The sequence below is a fragment of the Bacillus sp. NEAU-CP5 genome, assembly GCF_026420705.1.
Taxonomy (GTDB): domain Bacteria; phylum Bacillota; class Bacilli; order Bacillales; family Bacillaceae; genus Bacillus; species Bacillus velezensis.
Genome location: NZ_JAPMOV010000001.1, coordinates 578,528 through 604,271, shown reverse-complemented (window position 1 = coordinate 604,271; position 25,744 = coordinate 578,528). Strand labels below are relative to the sequence as shown.

General features: G+C 46.3%; 27 protein-coding genes. 22 read left to right on the top strand and 5 right to left on the bottom strand.

Going from position 1 to position 25,744, the window contains the following annotated elements:
- Window positions 1-28: 28 nt before the first annotated feature.
- A complete protein-coding gene (gene rok, locus OTK50_RS02300; RefSeq protein ID WP_003154591.1) occupies window positions 29-625 on the top strand; it encodes a transcriptional regulator Rok in 597 nt (198 codons plus the stop codon).
- Between the two features lie 23 nt (window positions 626-648).
- Here the strand turns inward: rok and OTK50_RS02295 are convergent, their stop codons facing one another.
- Window positions 649-1,641: a sporulation protein gene (locus OTK50_RS02295; protein ID WP_130571043.1), complete on the bottom strand. Its 993-nt coding sequence runs from the start codon at window positions 1,639-1,641 to the stop codon at window positions 649-651.
- A gap of 145 nt (window positions 1,642-1,786) precedes the next feature.
- Here OTK50_RS02295 and OTK50_RS02290 point away from each other — a divergent pair, with 145 nt between their 5' ends.
- The 14 genes from OTK50_RS02290 to sipT all read left to right on the top strand — a co-directional run bounded on the left by OTK50_RS02290 (window position 1,787) and on the right by sipT (window position 14,574).
- Window positions 1,787-2,389, top strand: a complete 603-nt coding sequence (locus OTK50_RS02290) for a molybdenum cofactor guanylyltransferase (protein ID WP_239033835.1) — start codon at window positions 1,787-1,789, stop codon at window positions 2,387-2,389.
- Between the two features lie 51 nt (window positions 2,390-2,440).
- Window positions 2,441-3,460 (top strand): molybdopterin-synthase adenylyltransferase MoeB, encoded by a 1,020-nt coding sequence (locus OTK50_RS02285; RefSeq protein WP_007611113.1) that lies wholly within the window; start codon window positions 2,441-2,443, stop codon window positions 3,458-3,460.
- Between the two features lie 17 nt (window positions 3,461-3,477).
- Window positions 3,478-4,770, top strand: a complete 1,293-nt coding sequence (gene glp / locus OTK50_RS02280) for a gephyrin-like molybdotransferase Glp (RefSeq protein ID WP_239033834.1) — start codon at window positions 3,478-3,480, stop codon at window positions 4,768-4,770.
- Window positions 4,731-5,252 carry a molybdopterin-guanine dinucleotide biosynthesis protein B gene (mobB, locus tag OTK50_RS02275; RefSeq protein WP_007409631.1) on the top strand — a complete coding sequence of 174 codons (522 nt, stop codon included), beginning with the start codon at window positions 4,731-4,733 and terminating at the stop codon, window positions 5,250-5,252. Before glp ends, mobB begins: the two co-directional genes overlap by 40 nt.
- Entirely contained in the window at window positions 5,253-5,723 is a 471-nt protein-coding gene (locus OTK50_RS02270) for a molybdenum cofactor biosynthesis protein MoaE (RefSeq protein WP_007611116.1), read from the top strand.
- Window positions 5,720-5,953, top strand: coding sequence for a molybdopterin converting factor subunit 1 (gene moaD / locus OTK50_RS02265; protein ID WP_007409633.1), 234 nt, complete (start codon window positions 5,720-5,722; stop codon window positions 5,951-5,953). The genes OTK50_RS02270 and moaD overlap by 4 nt, the downstream gene beginning before the upstream one ends.
- Before the next feature lie 323 nt (window positions 5,954-6,276).
- On the top strand, window positions 6,277-6,975 hold the full coding sequence (locus OTK50_RS02260) for a Yip1 family protein (protein ID WP_239033833.1): 699 nt from the start codon (window positions 6,277-6,279) through the stop codon (window positions 6,973-6,975).
- A gap of 1 nt (window position 6,976) precedes the next feature.
- Window positions 6,977-8,113: an efflux RND transporter periplasmic adaptor subunit gene (locus tag OTK50_RS02255; RefSeq protein ID WP_044801358.1), complete on the top strand. Its 1,137-nt coding sequence runs from the start codon at window positions 6,977-6,979 to the stop codon at window positions 8,111-8,113.
- Window positions 8,114-8,806, top strand: coding sequence for an ABC transporter ATP-binding protein (locus tag OTK50_RS02250; RefSeq protein ID WP_007611126.1), 693 nt, complete (start codon window positions 8,114-8,116; stop codon window positions 8,804-8,806).
- A complete protein-coding gene (locus OTK50_RS02245; protein ID WP_239033832.1) occupies window positions 8,803-9,996 on the top strand; it encodes an ABC transporter permease in 1,194 nt (397 codons plus the stop codon). Before OTK50_RS02250 ends, OTK50_RS02245 begins: the two co-directional genes overlap by 4 nt.
- A 282-nt stretch (window positions 9,997-10,278) precedes the next feature.
- Window positions 10,279-11,034 carry a DeoR/GlpR family DNA-binding transcription regulator gene (locus OTK50_RS02240; protein WP_007611128.1) on the top strand — a complete coding sequence of 252 codons (756 nt, stop codon included), beginning with the start codon at window positions 10,279-10,281 and terminating at the stop codon, window positions 11,032-11,034.
- Window positions 11,031-11,942 (top strand): 1-phosphofructokinase, encoded by a 912-nt coding sequence (pfkB, locus tag OTK50_RS02235; RefSeq protein WP_045207294.1) that lies wholly within the window; start codon window positions 11,031-11,033, stop codon window positions 11,940-11,942. The genes OTK50_RS02240 and pfkB overlap by 4 nt, the downstream gene beginning before the upstream one ends.
- Before the next feature lie 14 nt (window positions 11,943-11,956).
- Complete coding sequence (locus tag OTK50_RS02230; RefSeq protein WP_095271792.1) at window positions 11,957-13,861, top strand: PTS fructose transporter subunit IIABC; 1,905 nt, start codon at window positions 11,957-11,959, stop codon at window positions 13,859-13,861.
- 131 nt (window positions 13,862-13,992) lie between these two features.
- The gene (gene sipT / locus OTK50_RS02225) at window positions 13,993-14,574 is read left to right on the top strand and encodes a signal peptidase I sipT (RefSeq protein WP_003154568.1); all 582 of its coding nucleotides are present in this window, start codon (window positions 13,993-13,995) and stop codon (window positions 14,572-14,574) included.
- Between the two features lie 37 nt (window positions 14,575-14,611).
- Here the strand turns inward: sipT and OTK50_RS02220 are convergent, their stop codons facing one another.
- The gene (locus tag OTK50_RS02220; protein ID WP_021493749.1) at window positions 14,612-14,881 is read right to left on the bottom strand and encodes a hypothetical protein; all 270 of its coding nucleotides are present in this window, start codon (window positions 14,879-14,881) and stop codon (window positions 14,612-14,614) included.
- A 163-nt stretch (window positions 14,882-15,044) separates the two neighbouring features.
- Here OTK50_RS02220 and OTK50_RS02215 point away from each other — a divergent pair, with 163 nt between their 5' ends.
- Together OTK50_RS02215 and OTK50_RS02210 are read left to right on the top strand one after the other, a co-directional pair.
- Window positions 15,045-16,664: an ABC-F family ATP-binding cassette domain-containing protein gene (locus OTK50_RS02215; protein WP_007611134.1), complete on the top strand. Its 1,620-nt coding sequence runs from the start codon at window positions 15,045-15,047 to the stop codon at window positions 16,662-16,664.
- A 113-nt stretch (window positions 16,665-16,777) separates the two neighbouring features.
- Window positions 16,778-17,686, top strand: coding sequence for a ketopantoate reductase family protein (locus OTK50_RS02210; RefSeq protein ID WP_032874760.1), 909 nt, complete (start codon window positions 16,778-16,780; stop codon window positions 17,684-17,686).
- A gap of 33 nt (window positions 17,687-17,719) precedes the next feature.
- Here the strand turns inward: OTK50_RS02210 and OTK50_RS02205 are convergent, their stop codons facing one another.
- The 3 genes from OTK50_RS02205 to mreBH form a co-directional block, all read right to left on the bottom strand.
- Window positions 17,720-18,952, bottom strand: a complete 1,233-nt coding sequence (locus tag OTK50_RS02205) for an aminopeptidase (protein WP_045207302.1) — start codon at window positions 18,950-18,952, stop codon at window positions 17,720-17,722.
- A gap of 100 nt (window positions 18,953-19,052) precedes the next feature.
- The gene (locus tag OTK50_RS02200; RefSeq protein WP_013352107.1) at window positions 19,053-19,187 is read right to left on the bottom strand and encodes a protein YkpC; all 135 of its coding nucleotides are present in this window, start codon (window positions 19,185-19,187) and stop codon (window positions 19,053-19,055) included.
- Window positions 19,188-19,258: 71 nt separating this feature from the next.
- On the bottom strand, window positions 19,259-20,266 hold the full coding sequence (mreBH, locus tag OTK50_RS02195) for a cell shape-determining protein MreBH (protein ID WP_038460721.1): 1,008 nt from the start codon (window positions 20,264-20,266) through the stop codon (window positions 19,259-19,261).
- A gap of 271 nt (window positions 20,267-20,537) precedes the next feature.
- On the opposite strand from mreBH, the gene OTK50_RS02190 reads away from it, so the two are divergent.
- From OTK50_RS02190 to ade, 5 genes are all read left to right on the top strand, one after another.
- The gene (locus tag OTK50_RS02190; RefSeq protein WP_003154557.1) at window positions 20,538-20,822 is read left to right on the top strand and encodes an AbrB/MazE/SpoVT family DNA-binding domain-containing protein; all 285 of its coding nucleotides are present in this window, start codon (window positions 20,538-20,540) and stop codon (window positions 20,820-20,822) included.
- Window positions 20,823-20,994: 172 nt separating this feature from the next.
- The gene (locus OTK50_RS02185) at window positions 20,995-22,299 is read left to right on the top strand and encodes an ATP-binding protein (RefSeq protein ID WP_032874761.1); all 1,305 of its coding nucleotides are present in this window, start codon (window positions 20,995-20,997) and stop codon (window positions 22,297-22,299) included.
- A gap of 1 nt (window position 22,300) precedes the next feature.
- A complete protein-coding gene (locus tag OTK50_RS02180; protein WP_044801364.1) occupies window positions 22,301-23,128 on the top strand; it encodes a gamma-glutamylcyclotransferase in 828 nt (275 codons plus the stop codon).
- A 40-nt stretch (window positions 23,129-23,168) separates the two neighbouring features.
- A complete protein-coding gene (gene ktrC / locus OTK50_RS02175) occupies window positions 23,169-23,834 on the top strand; it encodes a Ktr system potassium transporter KtrC (protein WP_003154554.1) in 666 nt (221 codons plus the stop codon).
- A 148-nt stretch (window positions 23,835-23,982) separates the two neighbouring features.
- Complete coding sequence (gene ade, locus OTK50_RS02170; protein ID WP_224224226.1) at window positions 23,983-25,716, top strand: adenine deaminase; 1,734 nt, start codon at window positions 23,983-23,985, stop codon at window positions 25,714-25,716.
- Window positions 25,717-25,744: the final 28 nt, after the last annotated feature.

Below are 25,744 nucleotides of genomic sequence, written 5' to 3'. Positions count from 1 at the left end.
TTTAAATTTTTGACAGGGGGTTTTACACATGTTTAATGAAAGAGAAGCGCTGCGCTTACGTTTAGAACAATTGAACGAAGCAGAGGTAAAAGTCATTCGTGAATATCAAATAGAACGTGATAAAATATATGCAAAACTGAGAGAATTAGACAATACAGGCAGCCTGTCCGATACAAAAAAAGAGTTTCGTCCGGAGAAAAAAAGTGACTCTCTCCCGGTGCTTGCAGAGCTTGCAGCACAGGAAATGAGAAGCTATCAAAAGCCGCAGACACAGCCTCAATCCTCCCAGCCGCAGATGCAGTCTATTACGTCTCTTCCCGCCGGCATTCCAGACGGTTCTACAAGAAGAAGAAGAGGGACGGCGAGACCGGGATCAAAAGCGGCAAAACTGCGCGAAGCAGCGATTAAAACATTGAAACGCCACAATGCAGCGATCAAAAGTTCCGAACTGCAAAAGGAAATTGAAAAGGAAAGCGGCCTTGAAATTCCTAATATGACAACATTTATGCAAAGCTTAATTAAAATGTATCCGGAAGTGAAAAAACCATACCGCGGCCAATATATTCTTGAGGGAGAAATTTCTCAGGAAACAGCAGAAACGGCAAATGATACGGCTGCTGAATAATAAAACAGTAAAAACTGCTTGCGTTACTCAAGCAGTTTTTTTGCGTTTTCCCGCTTATTCTGCGGAAGTGACGCATCTTTTCCCGGCTTTTTTTCAAGCTTGACGACATATTTTTGGAAAGGCTTTTCGCCGTCAGCACGTTCTTTCAACGCATCCAGTTTTTCATCAAACGACTGATCGCGGGACTCTGATTGTACAAATTGTTTTTGCAGGGAGATGACTTGTTCGGTAACGGCTTTAAGCAAGTCTTCTGCCTGAACAGTCTCTTTGGAAATAGAAGGGATTTCCAGAGCTTGTTCCGCCGGTTCCGCCGTGCGGCTGTCAATATCAGCAAAATGGCCGGCAATCCAAGCATCACTTTCGTCCAGCTGCCGTTTATACGAAAGAATGGTTTCTTGAAATAACTTTTCTTTCGTTTTTTCTATTTCTACAAGCCGTTCTTTTGTTTCTAGTATTCGATCTCTCATATGATTAATTTCTATTTTAATATGTTTGAGCTGGTATTCTTTTTCTATCATTTGTGTTTGGAGCCGGGTATTTTCGTCTGCAGCGGCATGATAACGCTGTTTCATATCTTCGTGAGAAGTCCGTTCAGTCTGAATGGCGGTCTCAAGTGAGCGGATGCGGGTATGTAAGTTTTTATTTTCTTCTTCAAATTTTACATTTGTAAGATGCAGACGGTGCTTTTCTTCCATCTCATTTTTCCGCCGAAACGTTTCCTGCTGAAGCAGTTCTTGCAGAATGACGATTTTATCGAGCAGCCCGGCTCTGATTTCATGCAAAGAACGTTCCGTGTCACTTGTCTGTTTGTGTTTTTGAGCCATGGCTTTCAATTCGTCAGAAAGCTTGTGAAGCCGCTCTTTAATATTGGCGTTTTCCTCCTGAAGCTTATTATTTTTTTGATGGAAGTAGCTTGCTTCAAATTCTGAAATTAATTTTCTGCATCTGGAAAGTTCAGATTTCAAGTAAAGGTTCTCTTGAGAAGTGTCGTGGAAAAACGGACCGGATATTTTCATAAGAACCATCTCCCTCATGATGTTAACACTACAATATGGGAAAGGATCAACGGCTATTCCTATTAATTAAACAGACAAGCACCGTAATATTGTATTTCGGCTGAGGCGTTTGCTATGCTTTTATATAGAATGGGAGAGAGATGACATGAAACGGGTGAATGTAATATTAGCGGGGGGAGCTTCCCGAAGATTCGGAGAACCGAAAGCTTTTGCAAAGTGGAAGGGCGGCATGTTTTATGAACAGGCGAAAAAAGCCTTCGGCGGCGGAGAAACGGTAATTATCAGCCGCCCTGAGCATATAAAAAAGTTCTTATCAAACAGGGAGCGGCATGTTTTGGCCGATGAGCCGCGGTTTCGGGGAATGGGCCCGCTTGCCGGCATCTATACGGCAATGAAACAAACGGAAGGCGAAATATATACGGTCATATCCTGTGACACGCCGCTCGTGACAAGAAAAACGATGGCGGCGCTTGAAATGAAGCTGACCGGAAACCTGGACGCTGTCATACCGGTTTGTGAAAACAGAGAGCAGCCCCTCTTGGCGGTTTATCATAAGCGGGTGCAGGATGTGCTTTTTGATCAGCTGACACAAAACACACTGAAAATGACAGACACGCTGAAACGGCTGTCTGTCTGTTATGTGCAGGCTGAAGACATCGACGCCGGGCCGGAGGAGTTCGCTAATATCAACACACAGGACGATTACACCAGACTTTTGGCGCATGTCGAGTCTTCAAATCAAGACTGATCGGGAAGAAACATGGTATGATGGAAATAAAAATGCAAGGGGACAACACAGATGGAAGAGCGCTATTCGCGGCAGACAAGATTTAAGCCGATAGGGGAAAAAGGGCAGCAGGCGCTGGCTGACAGCAGTGTCCTGATTGTCGGAGCCGGAGCCCTCGGAACAGCCGCGGCAGAGGGCCTGGCAAGAGCCGGAGCGGGCCGTATGGCGATTATTGACCGGGATTATGTGGAATGGAGCAATTTACAAAGACAGCAGCTGTATACAGAAGAAGACGCGAGACAGCGCCTGCCGAAAGCAATGGCGGCTAAGGCGCGTCTTTTGGCGGTAAACAGTGATATACATATCGATGCTTACGCGGCGGAAGGTACGGCGGAAACGCTCGAACCGCTGATCGAACAAGCGGATTGCATCGTGGATGCGACAGATAATTTTGAAACGAGGATGGTCATCAATGATCTGGCGCTGAAAACGAAAACACCTTGGATTTACGGTGCCTGTGTCAGCAGTCAGGGAATGTGCATGACGATTATTCCGGGGGTTACGCCGTGTTTATCCTGCCTGTTTGAGCAAATGCCCGTGGGCGGAGCGACATGTGATACAGCAGGCATCATACCTCCGGCGGTTCATATCGTCTCCGCTTATCAGCAGGCTGAGGCGCTGAAATTGCTGACAGGAAATCATGCGGCGGTAAATCGGCGCTTTTTCACGTTTGACGTGTGGAATAACACCAATATGAGCATAAATGTGGATCAGATCAAACGGGATCATTGCCCTTCCTGCGGCGCGGAGCCCGTATATCCGTATCTGCAGCCTGAAAACAGGCCGAAAGCAAGCGTGCTGTGCGGAAGAGACACCGTTCAAATCAGATCGGAAGCCTTAAAGAGGCTGGATAAAGAAGAGCTTGTCAAACGTCTGAAGCAGATCGGTAAAGTGGAAGCAAATGAATTTCTGCTGCACATGGCGTATGAGCGCTTCAGAATCGTTATTTTTCAGGACGGACGGGCTCTGATTCACGGTACAAACGATATAAAAGAAGCAAATTCAGTTCTGGCCAGGGTGATCGGACTGTAGGAAGGGGAGATATTGCTATGCTTGAAAAAAGAACGCCGATTCAGGTGGACGAAGCAGTCCGCCGGGTGAGCCGGTATAAAAAACAGGGGGATACCGAATGGGTGGCGCTTGAGGACAGTCTCCACCGCTATTTGGCGGAGGATGTTAAGGCGGATCATGATGTGCCGGCTTTTAACCGTTCCCCGTATGACGGGTTTGCCATCAGGGCGAGCGATTCAAAAACGGCTTCCCGTGACAATGCAGTCACCTTTGAAGTCATTGACCATATCGGAGCAGGCGCCGTGTCAGAAAAAGAACTCGGGCCTTATGAAGCGGTCCGCATTATGACGGGGGCGCAGATTCCAAAAGGTGCGGATGCCGTAGTGATGCTTGAGCTGACAAAAACGTTTTCTGAAAACGGGACGAATTACATGTCAGTGAAACGCCCTTTTCATGCGGGTGATAATATTTCATATCAAGGAGAAGACGCGAAAAAAGGCAGCTCGCTATTAAAAAAAGGGACGAAAATCACGCCGGGCGTAACCGCTCTTTTAGCAACCTTCGGCTATGCTTCCGTTCCCGTGGTCAGAAAACCGGTTGTCGGCATTATCGCAACGGGAACCGAGCTACTTCATGTCAGCGATCCGCTTGAGCCGGGGAAAATCCGCAACAGCAACGCAGCCATGGTGTATGCCCAGGTCATTGAAGCGGGCGCGGTACCGCTGAACTTAGGGAAAATTCCCGATGATTTTGATGACAGCTATGCTGCGGTGAAGGAAGCTATGAAAAAAGTTGATTTCCTGATCACGACCGGCGGCGTGTCAGTCGGCGATTTTGATTTTCTTCCAGACATTTATAATAAGCTAGGAGCGGAAGTTCTTTTTAACAAAGTGGCAATGCGCCCGGGGAGCGTGACAACTGTCGCCCGGGCCGATGACATGCTGCTGTTCGGCCTTTCAGGCAATCCGTCCGCATGTTATGTCGGATTCACCCTGTTTGTCAAACCGATGATTCAGACATGGCTTCTGAATGAAAAACCTCATTCCGGATGGGTGGAAGCCGTGTTAACAAACGACTTTCCGAAACCGAATCCGTTTACAAGATTTGTGAGGGCATTTGTTTATCATAAGGACGGAAAGATGATGGCGTCACCGGTCGGTCTCGACAAATCAAGCTCAGTCACATCTCTAGCCGAAGCAAACGCGTTTATCCTTCTGCCGGGAGGAACGAGGGGGTATGAAGCGGGCCGGACGGTTCACGCGCTCCTCATCCGTGATGAGAATGGAAGTGAATGGCCGTGGTCAATTCTTTCCCGATCGTCCAGATCGTAGGTTTTCAAAACAGCGGTAAAACAACGTTTATTGAACGTGTGCTGAAAGCGGCGCCGAAAGAGTGTGATATTGGATGTTTAAAACATCACGGACATGGCGGAGAACCGGAGCCTTTTTCTGACGGAAAAGACTCGGAGCGTTTTTCAAAAGCCGGAGCCGCGGTTACGGCAGTGGAAGGGGACGGCGTCCTGCAGCTTACGGCGCGAAAAAAATGGGATCTGGCGGGTTTGATCAGTCTGTATGAATGTCTGGGAATTGACGGTCTTCTCATAGAGGGATTTAAACATGCGCCTCATCCGAAAATCATTATGATCAAAGACAGCGAAGATTGGCAAAAGCTGAAGCATTTGGAGCGCGTGATCGCAGTTGTCAGCAGAAATACGGAACATATGCCGGCAGACGCAGGCATGCCCGTATTCCATGCGGACGATCCGGCTGCCATGATGTTTGTGCTTTCACAGCTGAAAGGGGAATCTGCTTAAATGGAACGTTTTCAAATTACAAGGGAACCTATCATTGCGGAAAATATCGTAAAAAAAGTTGAAAAGCGTGAAGCCGGCGCCATCACAACGTTTATCGGCACGGTCAGAGAGTGGACTGCCGGGCGGCGGACGGTACGGCTCGAATATGAAGCGTATGAACCGATGGCTGTTCAAATGCTTTCTCAAATCGGCGATGAAATCAGTGCGAAATGGGAAGGAGCCGAAGCTGCAATCACTCACCGTGTCGGCGTCCTTGATATCGGAGAAGCAGCGGTCGTAATCGCCGTGTCTTCACCGCACAGAAAGGCGGCATATGAGGCGAATGAATATGCAATTGAACGGATAAAACAGATTGTGCCGATATGGAAAAAAGAAATCTGGGAAGACGGAGAAGAATGGATAGGCGATCAGCTGGAAACAACGCCCTATCCGAACGGAAAACCGGATTTGGATAAAGGGGAATCGCGATGATTAAAGTATTATTGTTTGCCGGGCTTGCGGAGCAGGCGGGAACACCGGTCATTGAACTTGACGAAAAAGAGACGGCGGCGTCTGCTGTAAAAACGCTGCTAAAGGAACGGTACGGCCTTCAGACGATTGACAATGCCATGATCGCAATCAATGAAACATATGTAAAAGACAACAGCATCGTAACAGAAGGTGATACCATTGCCTTTATCCCTCCTGTAAGCGGAGGGTGAAAAAAGAGCCGGATGTGCATCATTGCCATCCGGCTTTTTGTATATAGAAGCTGAATTCCAGAGAACATCTAAATGGGATTTAAAGGGATTTGTGGTTGAGGCGGTTTTGATTACATGAATAGGCTGAAGACAGTACCCTTACAAGGCTTTGAGCCTCCCGTCATACCGGGCTGACAATGCTTTTTTTTTACATAATTATGGAACGTAAAGCTGAGAATTTGTGTTACAATTTAGCATAAATACGCAAACGGCAAAAAAATTGAAACTTCTCTCAGCCTAAAGCGTACGTATAAACAGAATAATACATAGGAGGCATCAGCAATATGGAACCAAACCTGGAAAAAAGCAATACGGCAGTAACGGAAAAGCCGTCAATTTTCGGCGTCATTACAAGTCCTGTTGTGCAGTTTAAAAGATTAAAAGAGAAGCCGGTCATCGGCATTCCTCTCCTGATTGTCATCATTCTCATCGCGGCCGGCAGTATTTTGCGCGGGCTTGGGATGAATTATGAAGAAGTGCTGAACAACTCATCTCTTGACGGGTTGTCGGATGATCAGATTGAAATGACCAAAACCATTGCTAAATTCGGCTCGATGTTCGGAGGAATCTTCGGGGGCATTATCGCTCTGTTTATCGTTCCGCTCATTTATTGGCTGTGCGTCAAAATTTCAGGCGGCGTGACAACTTACAAAAAAATGCTCTCACTCAGCCTATTTACGGCATTTATTACCAATATCGGCTTAGTTATTAACGGTCTTGTTACTTATTTTACCGGTGCGGGCTCACTGTATGCCGTTACATCTTTGGCGAGTGTCATACCGGCCGGAGACGGCGTCGCGGTCTTTTTAAGCGCGTTCGACATTTTCAGCATTTGGAGCTATATTCTGCTCGCTTTGGGACTTCGCTATACAGGCGGCATTTCGAAAAAAGCGGCCTGGACTTCCGCGATTGTCCTGTTTGTTATTATGCTTTTGGTTTCGGCAGTCGGAGGACTGTTAAGTTCAGTGACAGCAGGTGTATAACATGAAAAAAATTTGGATTGGAATCGGCATCGCCGTAATTGTTGCAGTATTCATCGGTATCAATATTTATAAGTCTGCCGCTCCCGCGGGCGGCAGCGCCGGGAAAAAAATCGAAACCGGAACCATGGAAAACAGAGAAATCTCATCTACGGTTATGGTTCCGGGAACACTTAAATTCTCTAAAGAACAGTATGTTTTTTATGAAGCGGATAAAGGAACTCTTGATAAAGTGAAAGTAAAAGAAGGCGACAAAGTAAAAAAAGGGTCGTCGTTAGTCACGTATACAAATGAGCAGCTCAATCTTGATAAGGAACAAAATGAGTTGACAGAACAATCAAAACGTATGCAAATCGAACAAGTTGAAGAAAAACTCAGAGCATTAAACAGCAAGGAACAAGATCTGGCAAAACAAGTGGGAGAAGCGGAAGCCAAAAAACAAATTGAAACCGAACGGACTGATCTGCAGCTTCAGCAAAAAACGGCGGAAATCGAATTAAAGCAATCTGATTTGCAAAAGCAGTCTCTTGAAAATCAAGTGGCGAATCTCAATGTTAAGAGTGAGATGGACGGGACGGTTATCTCGGTAAATCAAGAAGCGGCTTCTAAAAAATCGGATATTCAAGAACCGGTTATACATATAGGAGACCCGGAACACCTGATCGTTGCCGGCAATTTGTCCGAATACGACACGCTGAAAGTGAAAAAGGGACAAAGCGTTACAATTACCTCAGACGCCATTCCAGGTAAAACGTGGAAAGGGAGAGTGACGGCTGTCGGCCTCGTTCCTGATCAAAAGTCAAGCGCTGCTTCCGGGGAAAGTACGGAACAGGCCGTGCAGTATCCGTTCCAGGTTAAGCTGATCGGAAACCTTCCGGAGGGCAAGCCGGGGTTTAAATTAATTATGAACATTGAAACAGACAAACGGAAAGCCGATACGCTGCCGTCCTCCGCAGTCAAAAAAGACGGAGATGAGCACTGGGTCTTTACGGTAAAAGACGGGAAGGCCAAACGCGTGAAAGTTAAAGTCGGCGATACCGCAAATCAGCTTACGGAGATAAAAGAGGGGCTTTCAAAGGATGATAAAGTCATTCTGAATCCGGCTGACGATTTGACTGACGGAACGGATGTGAAAGCATAGATGATTCAGCTTTCAAAGGTGAAAAAAAGCTATCAGATCGGCAAGGAGACGTTTGATGTTCTTCGTTCAATCGACTTGACGATTGAAGAAGGAGAATATGTGTCAATTATGGGACCGTCGGGATCGGGGAAATCTACGATCATGAATATCATCGGCTGTCTGGACAGACCGACGTCCGGCAGTTACAGGCTTGCGGGCGAAGATGTTTCTTCATGCACTGAAAAAGAGCTTGCGGCGGTCCGGAACAAATCAATCGGATTTGTCTTTCAGCAGTTTCAGCTGCTGCCGCGATTGAATGCAAGAAAAAATGTCGAACTCCCCATGATCTACGCCGGTATCGGCAAAAAAGAGCGTGAGGAACGGGCTGAGTATGCACTGGAAAAAGTCGGTTTGGCGGATCGGATGCGTCACATGCCGAATGAGCTGTCAGGCGGCCAGAAGCAGCGTGTCGCGATTGCAAGAGCCATCGTGAACGAACCGAAGCTCATTTTAGCTGATGAACCGACCGGCGCACTGGATACGAAAACAAGCATTTCCATTATGGAGCAGTTCACAGAGCTTAATGCAGAGGGCGTGACCGTGGTGCTTGTGACTCATGAGCCTGAAGTGGCGGACTGTACAAACAGAGTGATTTTCGTCCGTGACGGCATGATCGTTTCCCGCGATGCTGAGCAGAGGAGAGTGGGGGAATGAGCCTGTCAGAAAATCTCCGGATGGCCCTCAGTTCCGTAAGAGCTCACAAGCTGAGATCGATTCTGACAATGCTCGGAATCATTATCGGCGTCGGTTCAGTAATCGTTGTTGTGGCTGTCGGCCAAGGCGGAGAGCAAATGCTGAAGCAATCCATCAGCGGGCCGGGCAATACGATTGAATTGTTTTACCTTCCGAGTGATGAAGAATTAACAGCCAATCCGAACGCCTTACAGGAAGCGAGTTTCACAGAAGAAGATATTAATGGATTAAAAGGAGTGGACGGCGTAAAGCAGGTTGTCGCTTCCGCTGTAAAATCCATGACGGCCCGTTACCATGAAGAAGACACGGATATTACGCTGAACGGCATTAACAGCGGCTACATGGACGTAAAAAAGCTGGACGTTCAAGATGGACGGGCATTTACGGACAATGATTTTCTTTCCGGGAAAAGAGCGGGAATCATCTCAAAAAAAATGGCTGAAAAGCTGTTCGGGAAAACGTCTCCGCTCGGAAAAATCGTCTGGGCCGGCGGACAGCCCGTAGAAGTAATCGGCGTACTGAAAGAAGAGAGCGGTTTTTTATCGTTAGGACTCAGTGAAATGTATGTGCCGTTCAACATGCTGAAAACGTCTTTCGGTACTAACGACTACAGCAACGTTTCCGTTCAGACGGAGTCCGCTGATCAAATCAAATCAACAGGAAAAGAAGCGGCTCGTCTCTTAAATGACAATCACGGTACAAAAGAGGCCTATCAAGTTATGAATATGGAAGAAATCGCGGCGGGAATCGGTCAGGTCACGACCGTCATGACGACGATCATCGGTTCGATCGCCGGTATTTCTCTCATTGTCGGCGGGATCGGGGTCATGAATATTATGCTCGTATCAGTGACGGAACGGACAAGAGAAATCGGCATCCGCAAATCGCTCGGTGCCACGAGAGGACAGATTCTGACACAATTCTTAATTGAATCTGTTGTGCTTACATTAATCGGCGGCTTAATCGGAATCGGTCTCGGCTACGGGGGAGCATCACTCGTTTCCCTTATCGCAGGCTGGCCGTCGCTCGTTTCTTGGCAGGTGGTTTGTATCGGCGTACTGTTCAGTATGCTGATCGGTGTCATTTTCGGCATGCTGCCCGCCAACAAAGCATCACGCTTAGATCCGATTGAAGCGTTACGGTATGAATAACCTGTACCCCATGCAGTCTGCATGGGGTTTTTTTGTGTTTTAATGATTGAATGAATATAATAGACTTTTTTCATTTATGATAAAAAGAAAATGTCATACAATTGTCCCCCTTTTTGTCGAATTTACAGTTTACAAACCCTATGTACATACGTTAATATGAACAAATGTGAAAGATTTTGATAGTTATTGAATGAATTTGAGTGATTTTAGTTGCTAGAAGTAAAAAAAGCGTTTACAATTATCTTGCAGCCGAAATGAATACGTTTCCAAAGGAGGCGGAATATGCTCACTCCTGAAAGGTATCAGCTGATTATTGATCAAATTGAAAAGCGTGATGTGGTGAAGATTCAAGAGCTGATAAGCATGACAAATGCTTCTGAATCAACGATCAGAAGAGATTTATCAACACTCGAAGAGCGCGGATTTTTAAAGCGCGTTCACGGCGGGGCGTCTAAACTTTCCAACAGCAGGCAAGAACCCGATATGCTTGAAAAATCCTCCAAAAACCTTCAAGATAAACTGAAGATCGCAGAAGAAGCGGCATCTTTATTAGAAGAAGGTGACTGTATTTATCTTGATGCGGGAACAACTACATTGCACATGATTGATTTTATAGATCATACAAAGGACATTGTGGTTGTCACAAACGGAGTTATGCATATCGACGCTTTAATAAGGAAAGGGATTCCTTTTTATCTTCTCGGAGGATATGTGAAGCATAGAACAGGTGCGATGATCGGCGGCGCCTCATTAACGGCGGTCAGCCAGTACCGTTTTGACAAAAGCTTCCTCGGGGTGAACGGCGTGCACATTGAAGCCGGCTTTACAACACCCGATCCGGATGAGGCTCTTCTGAAGACAAAGGCTGTGAGACAGGCGAAAAACGCGTATGTTTTAGCCGATCCTTCTAAATTCGGCGAGATTTCTTTCGCAGCGTTCGCCGCCTTGGGCGATGCAGCTATCATTACCACTGAAGCTGAAGAACTTGCATTCGATAATTACCAAGAAAAAACTGTCGTAAAGGTAGTGAAACCATGATTTACACTGTAACCCTCAATCCGTCTGTTGACTATATCGTTCACGTTGAAGATTTTGCCGTAGGCGGTTTAAACCGTTCCAGCTATGACACGAAGTATCCCGGCGGAAAAGGCATCAACGTTTCGAGATTACTGAAAAGACACCATGTGCCGTCAAAAGCATTGGGGTTTGTCGGCGGATTTACCGGAAATTATATTACGTCATTTTTGCAGCAGGAAGGTCTGGAAACGGCTTTTTCTGAGGTAGATGAAGACACGCGTATAAATGTAAAACTGAAAACGGGCGATGAAACGGAAATTAACGGACAGGGCCCGACGATTTCAGACGAAGTGTTCAATACCTTTTTAGAACAGTTCTCCGCTCTGGAAGAGGGAGACATCGTCGTTTTAGCGGGAAGCATCCCATCTTCCCTGCCGCATAACACGTATGAAAAAATTGCTGAGGCATGCAGAAAGCAGAATGCCCGGGTAGTGGTGGACATCTCCGGTGAAGCGCTGATGAAAGCGACAGAAATGAAACCGTTTTTGATGAAGCCGAATCATCATGAGCTTGGGGAAATGTTCAATACAGTCATTGATTCAGCCGAAGCTGCCGTTCCTTACGGTAAAAAATTGATTGAACAAGGCGCTGAACACGCGATTGTTTCGATGGCTGGCGACGGTGCGCTTTTATTTACGAAAGAGGCGGTTTTCCTCGCCAATGTTCCTAAAGGAAAGCTTGTCAATTCGGTAGGCGCGGGTGATTCCGTCGTCGCGGGATTCCTTGCGGGAATTTCAAAACAGCTGCCTTTGGAAGATGCGTTCCGTTTAGGAGTTGCTTCCGGAAGCGCGACGGCATTTTCTGAAGAACTCGGAACTGAAGAGTTTGTACAGCAGCTTCTTCCTGAAGTTAAAGTCACACGTCTATAGAGGAGGAAAGAAAAGTGAAGATAACTGAGCTGTTAACAAGAGATACAATTCATCTCAATATAGAAAGCAAAGAGAAAGAAAACGTTATCGATGAAATGGTGACAGTGCTTGACAAAGCCGGCAGATTAAATGACAGAGAGGCTTACAAAGCAGCCATTTTAAATCGTGAAAGCCAAAGCTCAACGGGAATCGGCGAAGGCATTGCCATTCCTCATGCGAAGACGGCGAGCGTCATTAACCCGGCCATCGCATTCGGCCGTTCAAAAGATGGTGTGGATTATGAATCATTAGACGGTCAGCCGGCACACCTGGTCTTTATGATTGCGGCAACCGAAGGAGCGAATAATACGCACCTTGAGGCATTATCAAGACTTTCAACGCTTCTCATGCGTGAGGAGATCCGCAAACAGCTTCTTGAAGCTGAATCAGAAGATGCGATCATTGACATCATCAATCAGCATGACAAAGATGACGATGAGGAAGAAGAAGAGCAGGAAGAACAGGCAGCGCCGTCAGGAAAAGGCAAAATCCTTGCCGTTACGGCATGTCCGACAGGTATCGCCCATACGTTCATGGCAGCTGACGCACTGAAGGAAAAAGCGAAAGAGCTCGGCGTTGACATTAAAGTAGAGACAAACGGCTCAAGCGGTATCAAACATAAGCTGACGGCTCAAGAAATTGAAGACGCGCCTGCGATCATCGTGGCGGCTGATAAACAGGTTGAAATGGAACGCTTTAAAGGCAAACATGTTCTTCAAGTGCCTGTGACGGCCGGTATCAGACGTCCTCAGGAACTGATTGAAAAAGCCGTTAACCAAGATGCGCCGATTTACGAGGGCAGCGGCGGAGGATCTTCCGCTTCAGATGAAGACGGCCCGAAACAGAAATCAGGCACAAGTATCGGAAGTACTTTCTATAAACACTTAATGAGCGGTGTCAGCAACATGCTGCCATTTGTCGTCGGCGGCGGAATTCTCGTTGCGATTTCATTCTTCTGGGGAATTCATTCAGCTGATCCGAAAGACCCGACATACAACACGTTTGCCGCAGCGCTGAACTTTATCGGCGGCGATAATGCGTTAAAACTGATTGTTGCAGTTCTTGCCGGATTTATCGCAATGAGTATTGCGGACCGTCCGGGATTTGCGCCGGGTATGGTCGGCGGATTTATGGCTACGCAGGCGAATGCCGGATTCTTGGGCGGACTGATTGCCGGATTCTTAGCCGGTTATGTCGTAGTCCTTTTGAAAAAGCTGTTTGTCTTTATTCCCCAGACTCTTGACGGATTAAAACCTGTACTGATTTATCCGCTGCTCGGTATTTTTATCACCGGTGTCCTGATGCAGTTTGTCATAAACACACCTGTCGCAGCGTTTATGAATTTCTTAACAAATTGGCTTGAAAGCCTTGGAACTGGAAACCTTGTCTTAATGGGTATTATTTTAGGCGGTATGATGGCTATCGACATGGGCGGCCCGCTCAATAAAGCGGCGTTCACTTTCGGTATCGCGATGATCGGGGCCGGAAACTATGCGCCGCATGCGGCCATCATGGCGGGCGGAATGGCTCCGCCGCTTGGAATCGCACTGGCGACAACATTCTTTAAACACAAATTCTCTAAACGTGACCGTGAAGCCGGTATTACGTGCTACTTCATGGGAGCAGCTTTCGTTACAGAAGGCGCCATCCCGTTTGCAGCGGCTGATCCGCTTCGCGTCATCCCTGCAGCCGTTGTCGGTTCTGCGGTAGCGGGCGGACTGACAGAGTTTTTCCGGGTAACGCTTCCTGCACCGCACGGAGGAATATTCGTTGCATTCATTACGAACCATCCGCTGCTTTACTTAATGAGCATCGTGATCGGAGCGGTTGTAACGGCGGTTATCTTGGGAATCGTCAAAAAACCGGTTGTAGAGAAATAAGCAAAAAGCGTCCTTTACGGGCGCTTTTTTCAATCATATGCGCATAGAAGCGTTATGTATTTTGTGATGAGTTGTGATAAAGTAAAGATAGTACATGAAACCGTAACAGTGATCGTCTAGGAGGAACCACGTTGACTGAAGAACAAAAACCTACTTCTGAAAAATCGGTAAAAAGAAAATCCAACACGTATTGGGAATGGGGAAAGGCCATCATTATAGCGGTTGCACTTGCGCTGTTAATCCGCCATTTCCTGTTTGAACCGTACTTAGTGGAAGGATCATCAATGTACCCGACATTACATGACGGTGAAAGGCTGTTTGTCAACAAAAGCGTCAATTATATCGGAGAAATCGAGCGGGGGGACATCGTCATTATTAACGGCGATACATCGAAAGTCCATTATGTAAAGCGGCTCATCGGAAAACCGGGAGAAACGGTGGAAATGAAAAATGACACGCTTTATATAAACGGCAAAAAAATCGCAGAACCGTACCTCGCGAGCAATAAAAAAGAAGCGAAAAAACTGGGAGTCAACCTGACGGGAGATTTCGGCCCCGTAAAGGTTCCGAAAGGCAAATACTTCGTCATGGGCGACAATCGGCTGAACTCAATGGACAGCCGGAACGGACTCGGTTTAATTGCCGAAAACCGGATCGTCGGCACCTCGAAGTTTGTGTTCTTCCCGTTTCATGATATGCGTCAGACAAAATAAAAACGCCGCGCTGCCCGATTTGGACAGCAGGCGTTTTTTATTTGGCAAACGAGGCGGCGACGGCGATGAACAATACCGTGGCCAGCACTGATCCGACAATGGCCAGAACGCTGAAAAAAAGGTTCACCTGCTTCTTCTCTTTGCCGCGTTTTTCAAGCATCCGTTTTGAAAAGAGATGCGAAAACGTATAAATGAGGGCGATTCCGACGTACAAGCCGATGTCACGGGCCGTAAAGCCTGTGACGGCCAGAAAAACCCCGGTGAAGAAAATCATAAGACAGTATTCTGTGAGTGTTAAAAGCTTCAACTTGTTCCTCCGTGATGAATATGTATATATATCTATTGTATCACAGGGCTTCGGGTTTGGCGCTTGCGTCTTTTCAAAACCCTTATATTCGCAGGGAAACATTTCTCTTCCCCTTTATTCATGGTATACTTTTATTGATGTTAGACACGATGGAGGATTATAAATGATTGCTGTAAATAATGTGAGCTTGCGTTTTGCGGATCGCAAGTTATTTGAAGATGTCAATATTAAATTTACGCCGGGCAATTGCTACGGATTAATAGGCGCAAACGGTGCCGGAAAATCAACATTCTTGAAAATTTTATCCGGTGAGCTGGAGCCGCAGACCGGCGATGTCCATATGAGCCCGGGCGAACGTCTTGCCATTCTGAAGCAGAACCACTTTGAATATGAAGAGTTCGAAGTACTGAAAGTCGTCATTATGGGACATAAACGTTTATACGAAGTCATGCAGGAAAAAGACGCGATTTATATGAAGCCTGATTTTTCAGATGAAGACGGCATCCGCGCCGCTGAGCTTGAAGGAGAGTTTGCGGAATTAAACGGATGGGAAGCTGAAAGTGAAGCCGCTATTTTGTTAAAGGGTCTCGGCATCTCTGAAGACCTGCATACGAAGAAAATGGCGGACTTAGGCGGTTCAGAAAAGGTGAAAGTGCTTTTGGCACAGGCGCTGTTCGGCAAGCCGGACGTTCTGCTGCTTGATGAACCGACCAACCACTTGGATCTGAAAGCGATTCAGTGGCTGGAAGAGTTTTTAATCAACTTTGAGAACACAGTCATCGTCGTATCCCATGACCGTCACTTTTTAAATAAAGTGTGCACGCACATCGCCGATCTTGATTTTAATAAAATTCAAGTGTACGTCGGCAACTATGATTTCTGGTATGAATCCAGCCAGCTTGCTTTAAAGCTTTCTCAGGAAGCCAACAAGAAAAAAGAAGAGCAGATTAAACAGCTTCAGGAGTTCGTGGCCAGATTCAGCGCCAACGCCTCTAAATCAAAGCAGGCGACATCAAGAAAGAAACTCCTTGATAAAATCACGCTTGATGATATCAAACCGTCATCACGCCGTTATCCTTATGTCAATTTCACGCCGGAACGCGAGATCGGAAATGACGTGCTGCGGGTTGAAGGCTTAACAAAAACGATTGACGGGGTTAAGGTGCTTGATAACGTCAGCTTTATTATGAACAGAGAAGATAAAATCGCTTTTACGGGCCGCAACGAACTTGCCGTTACAACATTGTTTAAAATCATTTCCGGGGAAATGGAAGCAGACAGCGGCACATTTAAATGGGGCGTGACCACTTCTCAGGCGTACTTCCCTAAAGACAACAGCGAATATTTTGACGGCAGCGATGCAAACCTTGTTGACTGGCTCCGCCAATACTCGCCGCATGACCAAAGTGAAAGCTTTCTGCGCGGTTTCTTAGGACGCATGCTGTTCTCAGGAGAAGAAGTCAACAAAAAATCAAACGTCCTTTCCGGAGGAGAAAAAGTGCGCTGCATGCTTTCAAAAGCGATGCTTTCCGGCGCGAATATCTTAATTCTGGATGAACCGACCAACCACTTAGATTTGGAATCCATTACGGCGCTTAACAACGGCTTAATCAGCTTTAAAGGCGCTATGCTGTTTTCATCTCATGACCATCAGTTTGTACAGACAATTGCCAACCGCATCATTGAATTAACGCCTAAAGGCATTGTTGACAAACAAATGTCTTATGACGAATTTCTTGAAAACGCGGATGTACAGAAAAAGCTTGAAGAGCTATACGCGTAATAAAGAAGCAGGGGGAGACTCTGCTTTTTTATTTATGAAAAAAGTTTTCAATCTTCTGACTTCCCGTTACAATAAATGAAATACATATTTGAAAAGAGACGGAGGAATGCATCATGAAGTTTTTAATTGTCGGAGCTGGAGGAGTGGGCGGATATATCGGCGCGCGTCTTGCAGAAAAGGGAAATGACGTTACGTTTCTCGTCCGCAAGAAACGGGCGGAACAATTACAAGAAACGGGTTTGACCGTCAAAAGTGCAAAAGGTGATGTTTCAATCAAGCCGAAATTAATGATGGCGGGCGAAGAAGGAGCATTTGACGCGGTTATCATCGCTTCAAAAGCGTATTCTTTGCAGGACGTCATTCGGGATGTCAAACCGTTTGTCAAACCTTCGTCGGTCATTATTCCTTTTTTAAACGGATACAGGCACTATAACCAGCTGTTTGAAGCTTTTTCAAAACGGCAGGTGCTGGGCGGCCTCTGCTTTATTGAGAGCGCCCTTAACGACAAAGGGGACATTCTTCATACGAGCGCTGCTCACCGCTTTGTTTTCGGTGAATGGAACGGGGAACGCACGGAACGTATGAATGAGCTGGAAAACGCATTTGCAGGTGTGAAAGCGGATGTCATCATCAGCCGGGATATTGAAAAGGACATTTGGAAAAAATATATGTTTATTGCCGCGCAGGCGGGAGTGACCACTCTGTTTCAACAGCCGGTCGGACCGATTTTAGAAACAGAAGGCGGCCGCAAAACGGCAAAGCGCCTCTTTGCTGAAATCGGAGCCATTTTCAAGGCTGCCGGCATCCCGAAAGATCCTGGTCTGGAAGAAGAGAGTTATCGCACATTGACAAGCATGTCTTACCATATGAAATCGTCGATGCTGAGAGATATGGAAAAGGGCAGGGTGACGGAAGGTGATCATTTACACGGATTTTTGCTTGAGAAAGCGAAAGGCTTGTCAGTTGATACACCTGTTTTGGAAACCGTCTGCGCCAACTTGCAAATGTATGAAGCGAAATAAAAAAAGGAGGCCTAATCGCCTCCTTTTTTTTTATTAAAATGCCCAGTTTCCGTTTCTGAAGATCGGTTCTCTTTTGCCGTCCGCCGTAATGCCGTCGATATTCATATCTTTGGAACCGACCATAAAATCTACGTGTGTAATGCTTTCATTTAAGCCCTCTTTGACAAGCTCTTCCCGTGTCATTTGTTTACCGCCCTCAATATTAAAGGCATACGCACTGCCGATCGCCAAGTGGTTAGAGGCGTTTTCATCGTACAGTGTGTTGTAAAATAAAATATTTGATTGTGAAATCGGTGAATCGTACGGCACTAAGGCCACTTCTCCGAGATAGTGTGAGCCTTCATCGGTTTCGACGATGCCTTTTAAAATCTCCTCGCCTTTTTCAGCTTTCACATCGACAATGCGGCCGTTTTCAAAGGTAAGAGTGAAGTTATCAATAATGTTGCCGCCGTAGCTCAGCGGTTTCGTGCTGGAAACCATGCCGTTCACCCCGTCACGCTGCGGAAGGGTGAAAACCTCTTCTGTCGGCATGTTGGCCATGAATTCGTGCCCGCTCTCATTCACGCTTCCCGCGCCTGCCCATACATGTTTTTTCGGCAGTTCAATGGTTAAGTCTGTTCCTTCAGCCTGATAATGCAGGGCGCTGTAATGTTTTTTGTTTAAGTGTTCCACTTTTTCATGAAGGTTTTGATCATGTTTTTTCCATGCTTCCACAGGGTTTTCTTCATTTACGCGGGTCGTTTTGAAAATTTCTTCCCATAAAAGCTGAACGGCTGTTTCTTCCGGCTGATCCGGGAACACTTTTTTCGCCCAGCCTGTTGAAGCGGCTCCGATCACCGTCCAGCTGACCTTATCTGATTGAATATATTGTCTGTATGTATGCAATGCTTTTCCGGCGGCTTTTTGGAACGCTGCAATCCGTTTGCCGTCAGTGCCTTTTAACAGGTCGGGGTCGGATGAGACGACAGAAATAAACGCAGCCCCTTTTTTCGCGAGCTCTTCTTTGCCTTTTGCTTCCCATTCAGGATACTCTTCAAACGCTTCAAAAGGTGCCATCTCGTATTTTAATCTGGACAGTTCATCGTCCTGCCAATTTACGGTGACGTTTTTTGCGCCTTTTTCATAAGAATGTTTGGCAAGCAGTCTGACAAGTTCCCGGACATCAGTTGAGGCATTGATTACGACATGCTGTCCTTTTTGGACATTGACGCCGACTTCTACCGCCAGCTGAGCATATGTATGTAACTTTTCAGTAAACGAACTCATCGTTCATTCCTCCTCATCGGTTTTTCTCATCATATCAAATATCGCCTCATAAAGGAAAGAAAGGAGTACAAACGCAAAAGACACAGCTTTTGCTGCGTCTTTACGGGTGATTCAGTTTTACGGTACCGCCGGCCGGAGAATGGGGCATATTGGCCAGTGAAATGCTCATCCCCCCCAAAATAATTCCGCTTAAAATGACGGCTACTGCTACGCGTCTTCCCACATCTCTAAGCATATGCTTCCTCCTTAATGTTTCTCCAGTTCTCACAATATGAGCCGGCTGGAGAAAAAAGAAGCACAATCTTATTATTTAATTGCTTTTTGCAGCTTGTCGATGACGTCTAATGAACGCCCCGTGCCGATAGCCACTGATTCAAGCGGATTTGCCGCCAAATGAACGGGAACGACGATTTCATCTGTCAGCCATTCTTTCATCCCGTTTAAAAGGGAGCCTCCGCCGGTTAACACGACGCCGCGGTCAACGATATCACCGCTGAGCTCCGGCGGACAATCTTCAAGTGTCGCTCTGATCGCTTCAAGAATATGCAGGAGCGATTCACGCATCGCCTGCTGAATTTCATTAGACTGCAGTCTGATTGTCTTCGGCAGACCGGTTACAAGGTCACGCCCGCGGATTTCCATCGTTTCCGGCACATGTTCGATCAATGCAAAGCCGATTTCCATTTTCACTTGTTCTGCCGTACGTTCCCCGATCAGCAGGTTGTATTTTTTTCTGACGAACGAGGCGATATCTTCATCAAGCTGGTCGCCGCCGATTCTGATCGAATGGCAGGATACGACGCCCCCGAATGAGATGATGGCGACTTCAGTCGTACCGCCTCCGATATCTACGACGACGTTTGCGACCGGCTCGTCAACAGGGAGGTCGGCTCCGATTGCAGCGGCTACGGGTTCTTCAATCAAGTGAACGTTTTTCGCTCCGCAGTTTTTGACAGCGTCACTGATGGCGCGGCGTTCAACGGCTGTTGAACCTGAAGGCGTGCAGACGACGACATTCGGTTTGCGGAAGGTCATTCCGATTTTTTTTCCGGCTTTTTTCATAATGTGTTTTAATAAGTCAGTTGTCATATCATAATCAGCAATGACACCGTCTTTCATCGGCCGTACGGCGACGATTTTCCCCGGCGTCTTTCCGATCATGTTTTTGGCATCCGTTCCGATGGCAAGCACCGCTTTCGTTGTTGTATCTACAGCGACAACGGAAGGCTCGTTTAAAATAATTCCTTTATTTTTACTGTAAACAAGTATATTAGCGGTTCCTAAGTCGATTCCGATCTCAGTTGATTGAAACATGTTTTCACCCAATCCCTATCCTGATTTAATTGATTCTACATTTAAAGTTTCTGAGAAAAACCACGATTTTTGGGGGTTTCCGCCGGGAATGAAATGTTTTTGTAAAAAAGGAGGGAAAGTCTGTATCCCATATTTCAAAAGGATTTTCTTTTTGTAAAAAAACATTCAGTTCCGGATACTGAGAAACTTTTGCTCTGTTCCTTTCGTCTACGTTTATGAAGGATTTTCCTTGGACATAAAGAAGAGACATTAAAGGAAGTAGGGGATTTCTATGAAATCAATTGGTGTAGTAAGAAAAGTAGACGAACTCGGGCGTATTGTCATGCCGATTGAATTGAGAAGAGCATTGGATATCGCTATTAAAGATAGTATTGAATTTTTCGTTGACGGAGACAAAATTGTCTTGAAAAAATACAAGCCGCACGGCATTTGCTTAATGACGGGGGAAATTACTCCCGAAAATCAGGAGTACGGCAACGGCAAAATTATCTTAAGTCCTGAAGGAGCGAAAATGCTGCTTGAGGAAATCGAGGAAGCGTTAAAAGATAGATCATAATCAGCAAAAAGGGCGGAGCATCATTCCGTCCTTTTATTATGAACTTGTGCAAAAACTCACGGGAAAAGTAAGCGAACCTGCTCAATTAATTGGGAATAGTTATCATTTTTTAGTCAATAATGCAGTCAACAATGTTACAATATATGTAGAAATGCTAGCGGCAGGTGGGACTATGGGAAAATATCAAGCGCGTATCATTTCCTTAATCTTGGCAATGATTTTTATTATGTTTTGGGATTATTTATTTTATATGATTGAACGGAATCCGATTAACTGGCCCGTTGACATCACCTTTACCGCCGTCACATTAATCAGCGTCTGGCTGCTGGCTTATTATGTGGATAATAAAAAGCAGCTGCTGGCGGAGCTGAAGGACAGCGAGCAGAAAGCAAAGGCGCTTTCAGATGAGAAAAACCGGATCATGGACAATCTGCAGGAAATCGTTTTTCAGACGGATGCACAAGGGAATATTACATATTTGAATCAGGCCTGGACGGCGATTACGGGCCACTCTATCAGCGAATGTATGGGCACGATGTATAATGATTATTTTATAAAAGAAAAACATATCATTGATTATATTATCTCCCAAATCAAGCAGCAGTCCCCGTCAGGAATGTTTACGGCCAAATATATTAAAAGAGACGGCACGATCTTTTGGGGAGAAGTCCATTATAAGCTGTATTATGACCGCAGACAGAAATTTGTCGGAAGCCTGGGGACGATGTCTGATATCAGTGAACGGAAAAAAGCGGTCGACGAGCTTCTGGAAACGAACGAACGCCTCGCCATGCAATCTCAAAAGCTGGCCATTGCCGGGGAGCTTGCGGCAGGAATCGCCCATGAAGTAAGAAATCCTTTAACGTCAGTCAGCGGCTTTCTCCAGCTGATGAAAGCCCAGTATCCGGAAAGAACGGATTATTTTGATATTATTTTTTCGGAGATTAAAAGAATTGACCTCGTGCTGGGGGAGCTGCTTCTGCTCGCCAAGCCGCAGACCGTGACGTTTACCGCTCATCATCTCAACCATATTTTACGGCAGGTGGCGACGCTTCTTGACACGAACGCGGTGCTGTCGAACACTGTGATTGAGAAGGATTTCAGGCAGACTGAGTCCTGTATGGTCAACGGTGACGAAAACCAGCTGAAACAGGTATTTATCAATATTATTAAAAATGCGATTGAAGCGATGCCTGACGGCGGGAATATTCATATTTATACAAAACGGGATGAAGAATACGCGGTGATCAGCATACAGGATGAAGGAAACGGCATGTCGAAAGAAAAGCTTGAAAACATCGGGAAACCGTTTTTCTCAACAAAAGATCAGGGAACGGGTCTCGGTCTTCCGATTTGTTTACGAATTCTGAAGGAGCATAATGGTAAACTTAACATTAAGAGCAAAAATGGAGAAGGCAGTACGTTTCAGGTGATTCTGCCGTTAGAAGCGGCTGCTGTCCAAAAGGAGGAAAAATAACTTGCTTCTTTTTGTATACGGTTTGTTACGGAAGCGTGAAGAAAACCATGAACTGCTGAAAGGCGCTCCGTGTGTGTGCGAGCAGGCTGCGATAAACGCCGTGCTGTACGAAACGGATAAAGGTCAGCCTGCGGCGTCTTTAGCAGAAACAGCTTTTGTGTACGGGGAATTGTATGAAACAGATCATCAGATGATCCGTAAGCTGGATGCGTATTATGCTGATTTTGATCGGAAAGAGGTTGCCGTGACGACGGATGCCGGGAATAAAACCGCCTTCGCATATGTCGTAAAGCCCGACCAGTGTGCCTCATTCAGCCGTATCAAAAGCGGAGACTGGAAAGAATACCGTTTTATGAAACGGGAGGATGACAGTCCGGTTTATTATTTCGCATACGGCTCCTGTATGGACAATGCCCGGTTTAAACAGGCGGGGGTCGATCACTTTTTTGCCGAGCCGGTCGGAGGGGCGGTTGTTGAAGGGTATTCGACGAGATTCACGTTAAGGCGTCCTGACGGTTCCAGAGCCGATCTTGTTGAAGACGGGGGACGAACTGAAGGCGTGCTGTACAAGCTTCCGTTTGAAGCGGCAACCTATCTGTACAAAAGAGAAGGTGTTGATAACCACACATACCGTCCCGCGTTCATAGAAGTGTGTGCCGGCGGCCGTGTATACAGAGGCGTCCTGACGTTTCTCGTTCTTGATAAAGCTGAGGAAATTGCGCCTCCTGGTCACTATCAGGAAGAAATCGAACGCGGAGCGGACCTGTATTTATCGCCCGCCTTTTCAGAAAAGCTTAAACGCTATATGAACTCATTGCCGAAAATGTGATACTATTCCTATTAGAGATATTGTTTAAAGGAGTACTGTTATGAGAAAAGAGTTTGCTGTTATCGGTCTCGGACGCTTCGGCGGAAGTATTTGCAAAGCATTAAGTGAAGAAGGCCTTGAGGTCATGGCGATGGATATTGATGAAGATAAAGTAAATGAATACGCCAAAATCGCATCACACGCGGTCATCGGCGATTCAACCGATGAATCAGTGCTGAAAAACTTAGGGCTGCGCAACTTTGACCACGTCATTGTGGCAATCGGCGAAAATATACAGGCGAGCATTTTAACGACGCTGATCTTAAAGGAACTCGGCGTGAACACGATCACGGTTAAAGCGCAGAACGATTATCATGAGAAAGTGCTTGCGAAAATCGGGGCCGACCACATCGTCCATCCTGAACGTGACATGGCAAAACGCATCGCCCACAACATCGTATCAAATAATGTGCTTGATTATTTGGAGCTGTCCGACGAACACAGCATTGTGGAGATCGTGGCCAACAGCAGGCTTGCGGGCAACACACTGCTTGATCTGGACATCCGGGCGAAGTACGGCATTAATATCGTGGCCATCAAGAGAGAAAAAGAAGTGATCGTATCTCCCCTGGCGACTGAAATGATCCAAAAAGAAGATATTCTCATCGTTATCGGCTCTCTTACGGACATTTCCCGATTTGAAAAAAGAGTGCTTCATACAAAGTGAAAAGCCGTCCGTAAAAGGATGGTCTTTTATTATGTCAGAATAGAAAGACATTTATCATGTAAGCGGTATTTTCTGCAATTTTTATTGACTATGATCAGGCGATCCGATAGCATATTGTACCATATAAAGAAAAAGAGGAGGCCTCATTTTGAACAAAGAAACACTGGCTGAACGGCTGAACGCATCAGCCGGCAGACAAAAAGCCGATACCGTCATTAAAAACGGAAAAATCATGGATGTATTTAACCAGGAATGGATTTCTGCAGATATCGCCATTACGGGCGGAGTGATCGTCGGGCTGGGCGAATATGAAGGGGAAGAAGTCATTGATGCAGAAGGTCAAATGATCGTTCCGGGCTTTATTGACGGACATGTTCATATCGAGTCCTCTATGGTTACTCCGATTGAATTTGCTAAAGCCGTCCTCCCACACGGAGTGACTACTGTCATTACTGATCCTCACGAAATTGCGAACGTTTCCGGAGCAAAAGGCATTTCATTTATGATAGAGCAGGCAAAAAAGGCGCCGCTGAACATCCGTTTCATGCTTCCTTCCTGTGTTCCCGCTGCTAGCTTTGAACGCTCGGGAGCCGTATTAAAAGCCGAGGATTTAAAGTCTTTTTATCAGGAGAAAGAGGTGCTCGGACTTGCGGAAGTAATGGATTATGTGTCTGTTGCGGAAGGTGAAGAGGATATGCTTCAGAAACTGCTTGATGCCAAGCGTCATGGAAAACGGATCGACGGGCATTTAGCCGGACTGTCTTCAGAGATCATCAATATATACAGAACCGCAATGGTGTCAAATGATCATGAAGTGACGACAAAAGAAGAAGCGTTGGACAGAATCAGACGGGGAATGTATGTCATGCTGCGCGAAGGATCGGTGGCGAAAAATACGCTCAATGTGCTGCCGGCGGTGAATGAAAAAAACGCGCGGCGCTTTTTCTTTTGCACGGATGATAAGCATGTAGATGATCTGCTTTCAGAAGGAAGTGTGAACCACCAAGTCAAAATGGCCATAAAGGCTGGACTTGATCCATTCCTTGCGTATCAGCTCGCCAGCTTAAATGCGGCTGAGTGCTACGGCCTTGAAACAAAAGGGGCGGTAGCGCCGGGTTTTGACGCAGATCTGCTGTTCATTTCAGATGTACGGGAGGCTGCCGTCACGAAGACCATGGTCGCCGGCCGGACCGTTGCCGAGAACGGACGCACGGTTTATGAACAGTCTGCCGGTTCCTATTCGCCGGACCAGGCGCTGTTGGATACAGTGCGGCTGAAAGCGCCGCTGACTGAATCGGATTTTCATATACCGATTCAAGAAGGCAAGAAAATGAATGTAATCGAAATGATACCGAATCATTTGGAGACGAGAAAAAAAGAAGTGCCTGCACCGTCTGCTGACGCGTTTCGTCCTGATACAGAAAATGATTTATTAAAAATCGCCGTCGCAGAGCGGCACAGCGGCGAAAAAATGATAGGACTCGGGATTGTACAAGGGTTCGGGTTAAAAGAAGGCGCCATCGCCACAACCATTTCTCACGATTCCCATAATATCATCGCCATCGGTACAAACGATGCCGATTTGGCAAAAGCAATCAACAGGCTCCGTGACACCGGAGGAGGATTAACAGCCGTGAAAAACGGAGAATTGCTTCATTCCGTTCCGCTTCCGATCGCCGGGCTTTTGTCTGATAAGTCGGCGGAATGGGTCAATGACAGCTTGGGCGTGCTTCATGAGAAGCTTCCTCTGCTCGGATTCACCGGTGATTTCAATCCGTTTCTCACATTATCGTTTTTAGCGCTTCCGGTGATTCCGGATATTAAAATGACAGCAGCCGGTCTATTTGATGTCAAAGCCTTTCAGCATATTCCGCTGCAATAAAAAAACTGCACTCGTAATGAGTGCAGTT